Origin of the sequence: Sulfitobacter sp. SK025 (assembly GCF_003352105.1) — a bacterium.
In the GTDB taxonomy this organism is placed as follows: Bacteria; Pseudomonadota; Alphaproteobacteria; order Rhodobacterales; family Rhodobacteraceae; genus Sulfitobacter; species Sulfitobacter pontiacus.
The window spans coordinates 213472-225563 of the sequence record NZ_CP025808.1 but is presented as its reverse complement, the minus strand read 5'-3'; the positions used below and the strand labels follow the sequence as shown (position 1 = coordinate 225563).

Genomic DNA, 12092 nt, shown 5'->3' with positions numbered 1-12092 from the left:
TTGCGCGATTTATCGGGCGGTGGCGTTGTTTTTAAGATTAACGCCGCCCTTCGCGCAGCCAGGCTGCAAGGATCAGGGCACTGCCCAGCAACAGGACGAGCCACGCGGGCAGGATCGGCATCTGTCGCACGTCACGTGTTTCATAGGCGTTGCGAGGGGTCAGACCGATCCATCCACGTCCGGCTGCGGGGCGCCCGACACGTATGTCGCGGATGCGGGGCAGGCCGTCTTCGATCCGCGCGACACCACCGCGCAGGGGCGCAAGTACGGGGGCGAGGGTTTCGTCGCTGGCAATCGTTTCCACAAATTCCCGCGGGGCGGCGGGGCCCAAACCGATCACCGCGCTTTGGTCGCCATTTTCCAGCCGGTACAGACCAATCTCGGGGCCTTCGTAAACCCCTTCGAAGACACCCGGCGTGGCTGGCGAAAGCGTGATCTCTGCCGTGCTGCCATCGGGGTTGGTCAGGGTGACAGGCGGGATGTCGTCCCCCAGCGTGCGACGGGTGATGCGCATGGTCTGGCCTTCGGCTGTGGCGGTCAGGGCCTCTTCCTCAAGCTCGGGTTCTTTCATCATCCAGTGGGCCAAGCGTCGCAACAGCTCTAGCTGCGGGCCGCCACCTTCATAGCCACGGTTCCAAAGCCACGCATGATCAGACGCCATGAGCGCAACGCGCCCTTTTTCCACACGGTTCAGGATCAGCAGCGGCCGGTCATCTTCGCCGGTCATCACCACATGTCCCAAGGGATCGGCCACGTCGATCTGCCGCAGCCAGCGGCCCCATGTTTCCTGTTCGGGCAAGCCGCTGGTCACCGGATGGCGGTGCCCCAGCTCAGACACTAGCGGGCGGTAGGGCTGTTCGATCACCCGCGCGGTTGGCGTGGCGGGCAAGACCTCTCCGAGGGGGGAGCGGTAGATGCTGTCGGCGCTGGCAAAATCCGCCCCGGCAGCGACCAGCACAGCACCCCCGCCGCGCACATAATTCGCGACATTCTCAAGATAAAGCGACGGCAGGATGCCGCGGCGTTTGTAGCGGTCAAAGATGATCAGATCGAAATCCTCGATCTTTTCCATGAACAGCTCGCGGGTGGGAAAGGCGATCAGCGAAAGTTCGTCCACCGGCACGCCATCCTGTTTTTCCGGCGGGCGCAGGATCGTGAAATGCACCAGATCGACAGAGCTGTCTGATTTCAGCAAATTGCGCCACGTACGCCCGCCCTGATGCGGCTCCCCGCTGACGAGAAGCACCCGCAGGCGGTCGCGCACCCCGTTGATCTGGATCAGCGCGGCATTGTTGCGGTCGGTCAGCTCTCCTTCGGCCTCGGGCAGCGAGAACCGGATCACATTGCGCCCGCCGTGGGGCAGGGTGACGGGCAGTTCCAGATCTTGCCCCACGGGGACGCGGAAGGTCTGCGGCGGCTCCCCATCGACCGAAATTTCAAGCGGGGCCAGCGCGTCTTTTTGCGGGGCGGCCCCAAGGTCGTCGATGCGCAGGGTCAGGGTCACGGGTTCGCCGATGATGGCAAAGGCAGGGGCGTTGCGGACGGACAGGCGGCGATCCCAATCGCTTTGCTTTCCGGTCATTAACAGATGCATCGGTGCGGGCAGATCGACTGGCAGGTCGGCGTCGTGAAGGCGTCCGTCACTAAGCGCAAGGATGCCTGCGATACGGGCGCGCGGCTCTTCGGCAAGCACCTCTGACAGGGCGGTCATCAGCTGCGTGCCGCTATCGCCCTCCCCATCGGGCACGGTCACGCGGCGCAGTTCCGTATTCTCGCGCGCCGTGATCTGTGCTGCCAGCGTCTCTGCGGCGGCGGCGGTTTGTGCGGGCCGGTCTGCGAGGGATTGGCTGGCGCTTTCGTCTTCCAGCATCACGACGATATCGGTCAGCGGCGCGCGGTCTTCCTGCTGCACGGAGGGGCCAGAAAGCGCCGCCAGAACGACGAGCATCGCCGCCCCCCGCAGCGCCCAGCCTTGCAACCCGCGCAGCACCGCCAAGGCAACGGCCACCAGCGCCAGTGCGGCAACGCCCCATAACATCGGCAGCGGGATCAGCGGGTCGAAGATGATGGTCGATGTCATTGGCCCAACCTGTCCAGCAGCGCAGGCACATGCACCTGATCGGATTTATAGTTGCCGGTCAGTACATGCATGACCAGATTGACGCCGAACCGGTAGGCCAGCTCGCGCTGACGTTCCCCGGCGAAACCGCGCCCGATCGGTACCATCGGCGCGCCGTTCGAGGACACGGCCCAGGCCGCGGCCCAGTCATTGCCACCGATGACAACCGGGCTCACCCCGTCATTCAGATTGCGGAACGGCATCCCCTCTACCTGTTCGGCGCCGGGGGGCGATGCCTCTACCCACAGATCGCGTCCGCTGTGCCGTCCGGGGAAGTCCTGCAGCAGATAGAACGTGCGGGTCAGCACGTGATCCGCAGGCAAGGGTTCAAGCGGCGGGATGTCCAGCGGCGCGGCGAGATCTTGTAGCTTGCGCCCATTGGGGCTGGCGGCCCCGAAGCCCGCGATATTCGCATCACGTGTGTCGAACAGGATCATCCCGCCGGAGCGCAGATAGTCGTTCAGCTTGCGATAGGCCGCATCCGATGGGCGGGGCTGATCGGGGGTGATGGGCCAGTATAGCATGGGGAAGAAGGCAAGCTCATCCCGCTCCAGATCTACCCCGATGGGGTTGGCAGGTTCGACCGAGGTGCGGAAATAGAGCGTATCCGACAACCCGCGCAATCCGGCATCCGACATCTCGTCAACCGACGCGTTGCCGGTGATCACATAGGCCAGCGTCATCTCCGCCGTGGCGTTCAGGGCAAAGCTGTCGTCCGCCTGCGCATCGGCCTGCGTCGGCGCATAGATCAGCGCCGCAAGGATCAGCCCTGCGGCATTGCTGTGCCTGAGCAGCCGCCCCGACAAGGACAGCGACGCGAGGACATCAGCGAGCAGCAGCAGGATCGACAAGGACAACAGCCAACCGGCAAGCGGCTGTTCATCGGCCACATCAAGCCCACGTACTGGCACATCCGCTGGCCATGCCGCGGGGGGCAGGGTGGTATCTGCAACCACCACATTGCGCGCAATGCGCCGATCGCCAGAGGCATAGACCCCCGGTTGCAGGTCTGGGCCCGCAGGCGCGGCCATCAGATCAGCCCCGTCCACACCGGGCAGCGTACCCGCGTCAGACAGTGTGCCAAACCCGTCCATCACGCGCAGGGGCGTCCACGTCGTGCCCTGCAGGTCCGAAGCCTCGATACCGGCGGAAGATGAAGAAATCGCTAACCGTTCCATCATCTGCACAAACAGCCCCGACAGCGGCAACGTCGACCACTCGGCCGTGGCTGTCACGTGAAACAATACGATCTGCCCCTGTCCTACCTGCTTGCGGGTGACCAGCGGGGTGCCATCGCTCAGCGATGCGATCACACGCTCTGCCAGTGTCGGGTCGGGCTGCGCGACGACCTGGGCCGAGACGGTCACATCCTGCGGTATTTCCAGACCGTAGAAAGGAGAGGACTCGCGGAAGCTGTCCAGCGTTTTCGGGGCACCCCAGCTCATTGCGCCGCCGACACTGCGGCCACCGGCTCGCAGGCGCACAGGCATCAGAGGGTCTTCGGTATCTCGGCTGATGTCGCTGGCGGCGATGCGTGGACCGGCGAAACGCACCAACATGCCGCCGGCTTCGATCCAGTCGATCAAGGGGGCCTGCTCTGCCTCCGACAGGGTCGCGATATCGGCCAGTACGATCACATCGGGGTTTGCGGGCAGCACATCGCCAATCCCCCCCTCAATCAGATCGGCGGCGGGGGCCAAGGCCTGTTCGATGTAGTGCAGGGGGGACAGCAGCTCCAGCCCCTCGCGGTTTTCGCGTCCGGCGATCAGCCCAACCTCGCGCCGCCGCAGCGCATCATCCACCAGCGTCGTCGCCCCGGCGGAGCGTTGGCCCGCGATGTCGAAACGCGTGATCCGCGCGCGCAGCTCTGCGGGCAGGGACAGGGCCGCGCTGGCCTGTGTTGATCCTGCGTCGAATGTGGCCGGAACGCTGGCGAGGACGCGGATATTGCCCGCCGGATCACGACCCTGCGCCGTGATGGTCACCGACCGCTCGGCACCAGCGAGGGCGCGCTTGACGGTCAGGGTAATCGCCCCGTCCTCATAGGTCGCGGGGGCCAGTGCCAGCACGTCTGCGCCAGTCTGATAGACCTCGACGCTGCCCTTGTCCTGAAGCGCATCAAGCATCGCGTCGCGCCCGGCATAGGCCAGCCCGTCGCTGAACCACAGGGTATCGAAGCCGCCAAGCGTGTCCGCGATCTCTATCGCGCGGTCAATGTCGGCGGGGGCGGGCTGCCAGGGGGCGGGATCAAACCCGGCCAGACGGCTGCGCCATGCGTCAGCGGATTGAAAGGCGGGTGCTTCTGGTCGGGTGAGGGTCAGAAAACCGACAGTGCGTCCAGCGCGTGCCGCACGGGTCAACTGCGCCTCTAGCGCTTCGGTTTGCTGCGGCCAACGCGTGGCTCCCGCCCAAGACCCGTCGAGCACGATCAGCAGCGGGCCGGTGCCTTGGGTCTGTTCCTCTTGCGGGTTCAGGATCGGTCCGGCCAGCCCGATGATCAACGTGGCCACCGCCAGCATGCGCAGCAGCAGCAACCACCACGGCGTGCGATCCGACACGCTTTCATCATCGCTCAGCCCAAGCAGCAGCGCCACACCGGGAAAGCGGCGTCGGATCGGTGCAGGCGGCACCGCGCGCAGGATCAGCCACAGGATCGGCAGCGCCAGAAGCGCCAGCAGCATCCACGGCGCGGTAAAGCCGATGCCCCCCAGAACGGTCATGCTGCCCCCCCGCTGCGCGTATCCAGCGCCGCATAGAGCCACAAAAGCGCCGATTGTGCGGTGCTGTCGGTGTGGTGCAGCCCGTATTGCCAGCCAGTCAGGGCACAAAGCTGCCGCAGCTCTGCCTTGCGCGCGGCGAGCCGTTCCAGATAGCGGTCTTTCAGGTCGTTCGCTTTCAAGGTCTCGTGGCGCAGGGTGCCGCCAACGCTTTCAAAGATGGTGCGGCCGGTGAAGGGGAAGGCCTCTTCCGAGGGGTCCAGCACATGATATAACACGCCACGCACCCCGCGGTCCGCCGCTTTGGTCAGCGCGGTGGTCACCCCCGCAAGATCCCCCATGAAGTCAGAGATGAACACAGCCCGTGCATGGGGGATCATGGCGCGATGTTCCGGCGGGGCGTAGTCGGCGTCGTCGTCCTGACACAGGGCTTCGGCAAGGCGCAGGATCTGCGGCCTGCCGGATCGCGGGGGCAGGGCGCTGCCGGTCAGCCCGACCCGTTCACCGCCCCGTTGCAGCAGGATTGCCAGCGCCAACCCGATCAGCCGCGCGCGGTCGCCCTTCTGTTCCAGCGCAGCGGTCGAGGCAAAGCGCATGGACGCCCCCTGATCGACCCAAAGCATGACCGACTGCGCGATCTGCCATTCGCGTTCGCGCACGAACTCATGGTCCCCCATGGCCGAACGCCGGTGATCGATGCTGCGACGGCTATCCCCGGCCTGTGCCGGACGGTATTGCCAGAAATCATCCCCCACCCCTGCGCGTCGACGCCCATGGGCACCCAGCAGGACTGCACCGGCCAGATGCTCTGCACGGGCCAGCAGCGCGGGCAAACGGGCGGATTGCTCCTCTGATCGGATGCGAAGGGTGTCGGGGCTGTTCACGCCGCGGCCTTTTTCCCGATCAGGCTGGCAGCGGTTGTGTCAATCAGCACGGATAGGCTGTCACCACGAGCGCGCGCCGCGAAGTTCAGCGCCATACGGTGCAGCAACACAGGACGGGCCATATCGATGACATCCTCCGCCGACGGTGCCAGACGCCCCTGCAACAAAGCACGTGCCCGCACCGTCAGCATCAACGCTTGTGCGGCGCGTGGGCCGGGGCCCCACGCCACGGTATCGCGCACCTGCGGGCTGGCATCAGGCCCGTCAGGGCGGAAGGCGCGGACCAGATCAAGGATCAGCTCGACCACCGATTCACCCACGGGCATCTGCCGCAGCAGCGTTTGCGCGGCCAGTAGCTCTGCCGTGGTAAAGACGGGGGCGGCCTGCGCATCGGTATCCCCTGTGGTGGCCAGCAGAATATCCCGCTCTGTCTCCCGGTCGGGGTAGGCCACGTCGATCTGCACCAAAAAGCGGTCAAGCTGGGCTTCGGGCAGCGGGTAGGTGCCTTCTTGCTCAATGGGGTTCTGTGTGGCGAGCACGTGAAACGGATGCCCCAAGGCGCGGTCCTGTCCGGCGACGGTCACGGTCTTTTCCTGCATCGCCTGTAGCAAAGCCGACTGGGTGCGCGGCGAGGCGCGGTTGATCTCGTCCGCCATCAGCAATTGGCAAAAGATCGGCCCCTCGACAAAGCGGAACGCGCGGGTGCCATCGGCGGCGGTGTCCAGCACCTCTGACCCCAGAATATCGGCAGGCATCAAATCGGGCGTGAACTGGACCCGATTGCCATCCAGCCCCATCACCGTGCTCAGCGTTTCGACCAGCCGCGTCTTGCCCAGACCCGGCAGACCGATCAGCAGCCCGTGGCCACCGCAGAGCAGCGCCGTCAGCGTCAGATCAACGACCCGTTGCTGCCCGATGAAACGCCGGTTGATCGACGCCTTCGCCTCGGCCAGCTTTTCGCCAAGCGTCTCGATTTCTGCTACCATATCGCGGGCTTGGGTCATGACTTTTGCGTCCTCGGGGTTATATCAGTTAGATGTAAGTGTATCGTGTGAACAGGAAATGGCAAAAGCAATGAGTGGACAAAAAACCGTGACCCCGACAGCAGAAAGCCTTGCCGCCTCTGTTTCCGCCGCCAAAACACGCGGATTGCCGCCGGTTGAAAAGTGGAACCCCCCGTTTTGTGGTGATCTGGACATGGAGATCAAACGCGACGGCACTTGGTTCTACCAAGGCACCCCCATCGGACGCATCGGGCTGGTAAAGCTGTTCGCATCGATTCTGATCCGCGAAGAAGATGATTATTTCCTTGTGACGCCGGTTGAAAAGGTCGGCATCAAGGTCGAGGACGCCCCCTTTGTCGCCATCGATTTCGAGGCCGAAGGCAGTGGCACCGACCAGAGGCTGACCTTCCAGACAAACCTGGAAGACATCGCCGTCGCAGGCCCCGATCTGCCTATCCGAGTTGAGCGCGACCCAGAAGATGGTGAACCCGCGCCCTACGTCCGTATCCGCCGCAACCTTGAGGCGCTGATCGACCGGAAAAGCTTTTACCGACTGGTCGAGCTTGGCGTGCATCATGACGGCTGGTTCGGCGTATGGTCGGGCGGCAGCTTCTTTGGTATTATCCCCTCGGACGAACTGCCCGATTGATCCTGCCTGCCATAGCGCGACGATAGCGGCCCGAACCGGATGATCCTTCATGAAGCCAGCCGCGAACCTTACTCTGCTGTGGCCCGAGCTGCCCTATCTTGACCGTTTTGCCGCCGCCGCAAAGGCGGGGTTTACCGCCGTAGAGGTGCTTTTCCCCTATGATCTGGCCGCCACAGAGACACTGCGCGCCTGTGTCGCCAACGGCTTGCAGCTGATCCTGATCAACGCCCCGCCGCCCAATTACACCGGTGGCGCTCAGGGCTTTGCCGCGGTGCCCGAACAGGCGGCCCGTTTCCGCGTCGATATCCAGCGGTCGTTTCGATATGCCACCGCGCTCAAGGCCCGCTATCTGCATGTCATGGCGGGCAATGGGCAAGGCGCGCTGGCGCGGCAGACCTTCATCGACAATCTGATCTGGGCGGCTGATATCGCGCCCAAGGGGCTTACCCTGACGGTTGAGCCGCTGAACCCCGTCGCGATGCCGGGGTATTTCATGAACGACTACGCGCTTGCCGCCGATGTGCTGCGTGCTGTGAACCGGCCGAACGTCGGGCTGCAATATGACAGCTACCACGCGCAGATGATCCACGACGACGCGGTGGCGGTGTTCGATCAATACAAAGACCTGATCGTACATGTGCAGCTTGGCGACGCGCCCGATCGCAGCGCGCCGGGGGCGGGTACAGTTGATTTCCCCGCGCTTTTCGCCGCCCTGCGCCGCGCGGGGTATCGCGGCTGGGTCAGTGGCGAATATATCCCCGGCCCACGGACCGAGGACAGCCTCGGCTGGATGACACTCAGCTAGCCGCAGGGGGCACTTCAGAGACGCTTAATGCGCCTCCGCCCAACTCGCCCCGACGCCCGCATCCACGTCGAGCTTCACATCCAGTTTGACCACCGGATCGGCTGCATTCTCCATCACGTGGCGTGCGGCGGCGATCAGATCGTCCTCGGCCCCTTTCTCCACCTCGAACAGCAATTCATCGTGGACCTGCAACAACATGGTGGCGGGCAGATCCTTGATCGCGTCGGGCATGCGGATCATCGCGCGGCGGATCACATCGGCGGCGGTGCCCTGAATTGGCGCGTTGATGGCTGCCCGTTGGGCAAAACCGGCGCGGGGGCCCTTGGCGCTGATCTCGGGCGTGTGGATCTTGCGCCCGAACAGCGTCTGCACAAAGCCATGCTCTTTGGCGAACGCCTTGGTGTCATTCATATAGGTACGGATGCCGGGGAAACGTTCGAAATAGCGGTCGATGAACCCCTGTGCTTCGGCGCGCGGGATACGCAGGTTGCGCGCCAGACCGAAGCCAGAGATACCATAGATCACGCCAAAGTTGATCGCCTTGGCCTGACGACGCACGTCCGAGGTCATCTCGTCCAGTGGCACGCCGAACATTTCCGAAGCGGTCAGCGCGTGAATGTCGATGCCGTCCTGAAACGCCTGCTTAAGCTCGGGGATATTGGCGATATGCGCCAGAATCCGCAGCTCGATCTGGGAATAGTCAAGCGCGACCAGCGCCTTGCCCGGCTCTGCAACAAAGGCCTCGCGGATGCGCCGTCCTTCTTCGGACCGGATCGGGATGTTTTGCAGGTTCGGATCGGTCGAGGCCAGCCGCCCGGTCGACGCCCCCGCGATGGAATAGGACGTATGCACACGGCCTGTGTCGGGGTTGATGTGATCCTGCAGCGCGTCGGTATAGGTCGATTTCAGCTTGGACAGCTGTCGCCAGTCCAGCACCCGCGCGGGCAGGTCATGTTCTGTCGCGAGGTCCTCAAGCACATCGGCACCGGTGGCATAGGCCCCCGTCTTGCCTTTCTTGCCGCCTTCCAGCCCCATCTCGTCGAACAGGATTTCCCCCAGTTGCTTGGGCGAGCCGACGTTGAACTTGCGCCCGGCCAGCTCATAGATATCGTCCTCAAGCCCCGCCATCTTCTGGGCAAAGGCGTTGGACATCCGGCTCAGCGTATCGCGGTCCACCTTCACGCCAGAGCGTTCCATTGCCGCCAAAACAGGCACAAGCGGGCGTTCAAGCGTTTCATAGACCTTCGTTACCCCGACGCGGTGGAGCTGGGGTTTGAACAATTGCCACAGACGCAGAGTGATATCCGCATCCTCGGCGGCATATTTCACCGCATCGGCGAGCGGCACCTTATCAAAGGTGATGGCCGATTTGCCTGTCCCCAGCAGCGGCTTGATCGGGATCGGTGTGTGCGACAGATAACGTTCAGACAGCGTATCCATGCCGTGGCCGTGCAGCCCGGCGTGCATCGCGTAGGACAGCAGCATCGTGTCGTCGATGGGCGCGACATTGATCCCCAGCTGAGCGAAAATCTTGCTGTCGTACTTCATGTTCTGCCCGATCTTGAGGATCGAGGGATCCTCCAGCATCGGGGTCAGCAGGCGCAGCGCCTCTTCGGTAGGGATCTGCCCCTCGGCGAGATCATCACTCCCGAACAGATCATCGCTGCCGCGCGCCTTGTGGATAAGCGGGATGTAGCAGGCCTTGCCCGGTTCGACACAAAGCGAAACGCCGACAAGCTGCGCGACCATATCGTCCAGCCCGGTGGTCTCTGTATCGACGGCGACATAGCCGAATTCATAGATACGGTCGATCCAGGCCTGTAGCGCGGCTGTGTCACTGACGTGTTCATACAGCTCTGCGTCAAAGGGCACATCCGCCGCGGCCGGGGCATCGGCGGCGACCGGTGCCTCGGCGATGGTGGGGGCCTCTTTCCCCAGCACCTCGGCCACACGTTTGGACAGGGTGCGAAACTCCATCTCGGCCAGAAAGCCGAGCAGTTGATCTGCATCAGGGTCGCGCACCTCAAGATCCTCAAGGGTGAAGTCCAGCGGTGTGTTCTCGTCCAGCTTGACCAGATCACGGGACAGGCGGATCTGGTCGGCATGGTCGATCAGGGTCTGGCGCCGCTTGGGCTGCTTGATCTCGCCCGCGCGCTCCAGCAGCGCATCGAGATCACCATATTCGTTGATCAGCAAAGCCGCAGTCTTGATCCCGATCCCGGGTGCCCCGGGGACGTTATCGACAGAGTCGCCCGCCAGCGCCTGCACATCCACCACACGATCGGGATAGACGCCGAATTTCTCGAACACACCGTCGCGGTCGATGCTCTTGTTTTTCATCGCATCCAGCATTTCAACACCGCCGCCGACCAGCTGCATCAGATCCTTGTCCGAACTGATGATGGTGCAGCGGCCACCTGCGGCCCGTGCCTGTACGGCGAGCGTGGCAATGATGTCGTCCGCCTCGAAACCTTCCTTTTCCTTGCAAGCGATATTGAAGGCTTCGGTGGCGGTGCGGGTCAGCGGGATCTGCGGACGCAGGTCTTCGGGCATGGCCTCGCGGTTGGCCTTGTATTTGTCATACATGTCATTGCGGAAAGTGTGGCTACCCTTGTCAAAGATCACGGCCACATGGGTCGGTGCATCCGGCCCTGTGTTGCCTTCGACATAGCGGTGCAACATGTTGCAAAAACCCGCCACCGCACCAATCGGCAGCCCGTCCGACTTGCGCGTCAGCGGTGGCAGCGCGTGATAGGCGCGGAAAATAAACGCCGACCCGTCGATCAGATGCAGATGGTGACCTTTGCCAAATGTGCCGGACATGTCGGTGCTCCTCTTTAAGACAAGCTTTCTTGTGCCACGAAGCCGGCAAACTCTCCAGCGGCCAATTGCCCGCGACCGGCTTCATTTTGCCAAATAAACTCCCCGCGGAGCGTCCCTGCCTAGCGGGGCTCGCTTTGGTAAAGGCGCCAGGACAGGCTCACCGACAAGGGGAGCGGCGTCCAGCGTCCGAACCGCAGCCCTGCCGCGCGGAGTTGGTCGCCGATCCAGACGTTGCAGGTGCGCAGGAGGCTAAAGCGTCCTTTGGCGGCAAAGAACCCATCGGTGGCGGTATACCCATCCACATCGACACGTTGCGGCAGCCCGTCAGGGCCGCGGTCAAGCGCCGACCAGACATTCGCGACCAGCCTGCGGTACGCGCCTTCGGACATCGTCACGGTCCGGCGTTTGGCGGTCGGAGCGATGGGGCCAATGACATCAATTCGCAGCACCGCGTCATCGCCGATAATCCCGCGCCAGACATTGCCGGGTTTCAATTCGCGATAGGTGGGGGTTTCCGTATAAAACTTGCGCGCCCCCCATCCGATGACAAGCCACCGCGCATCGGGATGCGATAGCGGCAGACCCCGCGTCTCGAGCGCGGCAAACCGCGGGCCCGAGATATCATCAATCGGGATCAGCAGATCATAGTGGATGGGTCCGTGGACCAGCAGCACCTCGCGCGTTGGCACCGCGCGCGGTTCATCAGAGGCAGGAGCGGCCCAGAGGGCACCGATCACTGCGGCAAGCACAAAGCACGCGGGCAAAAGCGCAAGCGCGCCCAGCCATCGTAACGCTTTGGTCAGACCTTGCCCTCAAACTCGGCGTGGATGAACTTGCAGTCGCAGTACCCACATTCGACCCAGCCCTTGTCTTGCGGGATTTGCAGCCAGACGCGCGGGTGCCCCAAGGCGCCTTCGCTGCCGTCACAGGCGACGCGCCAGGTGTTCACAATGCGGGTTTCCGGTGCTTGGGATGTCATGCTGTCGTCCTTGGCTTTGATGCGCCCATCTTATGACCAAACCGCGCAGGCAGGGCAAGGGTGCGCCGTGTGATTTGGCCACCCTCTGCTTACAAGTTTGTAAACTGCGTTG

Annotated in this window: 9 protein-coding genes; 2 read left to right on the top strand and 7 right to left on the bottom strand. The window is 63.5% G+C overall.

Translation table 11 applies throughout. The features are described 5' to 3' along the window. Positions 1-37 precede the first annotated feature (37 nt). Genes C1J04_RS01045 through C1J04_RS01030 form a run of 4 tightly spaced genes read right to left on the bottom strand, consistent with a single transcriptional unit; the run spans position 38 to position 6724 of the window. Positions 38-2080 carry a membrane protein gene (locus tag C1J04_RS01045; RefSeq protein WP_009825575.1) on the bottom strand — a complete coding sequence of 681 codons (2043 nt, stop codon included), beginning with the start codon at positions 2078-2080 and terminating at the stop codon, positions 38-40. Continuing rightward, positions 2077-4839, bottom strand: coding sequence for a DUF4159 domain-containing protein (locus C1J04_RS01040; RefSeq protein ID WP_114865227.1), 2763 nt, complete (start codon positions 4837-4839; stop codon positions 2077-2079). The genes C1J04_RS01045 and C1J04_RS01040 overlap by 4 nt, the downstream gene beginning before the upstream one ends. Continuing rightward, positions 4836-5720 (bottom strand): DUF58 domain-containing protein, encoded by an 885-nt coding sequence (locus tag C1J04_RS01035; RefSeq protein WP_009825573.1) that lies wholly within the window; start codon positions 5718-5720, stop codon positions 4836-4838. The genes C1J04_RS01040 and C1J04_RS01035 overlap by 4 nt, the downstream gene beginning before the upstream one ends. Next, on the bottom strand, positions 5717-6724 hold the full coding sequence (locus tag C1J04_RS01030; protein WP_009825572.1) for an AAA family ATPase: 1008 nt from the start codon (positions 6722-6724) through the stop codon (positions 5717-5719). Before C1J04_RS01030 ends, C1J04_RS01035 begins: the two co-directional genes overlap by 4 nt. A 70-nt stretch (positions 6725-6794) precedes the next feature. Here C1J04_RS01030 and C1J04_RS01025 point away from each other — a divergent pair, with 70 nt between their 5' ends. Then, complete coding sequence (locus tag C1J04_RS01025; protein ID WP_005850487.1) at positions 6795-7373, top strand: DUF1285 domain-containing protein; 579 nt, start codon at positions 6795-6797, stop codon at positions 7371-7373. A 49-nt stretch (positions 7374-7422) separates the two neighbouring features. Further along, positions 7423-8178: a hydroxypyruvate isomerase family protein gene (locus C1J04_RS01020; protein WP_009825570.1), complete on the top strand. Its 756-nt coding sequence runs from the start codon at positions 7423-7425 to the stop codon at positions 8176-8178. Positions 8179-8202: 24 nt separating this feature from the next. Here C1J04_RS01020 and polA read toward each other — a convergent pair whose 3' ends face one another. The 3 genes from polA to C1J04_RS01005 form a co-directional block, all read right to left on the bottom strand. Further along, a complete protein-coding gene (polA, locus tag C1J04_RS01015; protein ID WP_009825569.1) occupies positions 8203-11001 on the bottom strand; it encodes a DNA polymerase I in 2799 nt (932 codons plus the stop codon). A 119-nt stretch (positions 11002-11120) separates the two neighbouring features. Beyond that, positions 11121-11750 carry a TIGR02117 family protein gene (locus tag C1J04_RS01010; RefSeq protein WP_009825568.1) on the bottom strand — a complete coding sequence of 210 codons (630 nt, stop codon included), beginning with the start codon at positions 11748-11750 and terminating at the stop codon, positions 11121-11123. A gap of 50 nt (positions 11751-11800) precedes the next feature. Then, positions 11801-11980: a zinc-finger domain-containing protein gene (locus C1J04_RS01005; RefSeq protein ID WP_005850479.1), complete on the bottom strand. Its 180-nt coding sequence runs from the start codon at positions 11978-11980 to the stop codon at positions 11801-11803. Positions 11981-12092 lie beyond the last annotated feature (112 nt).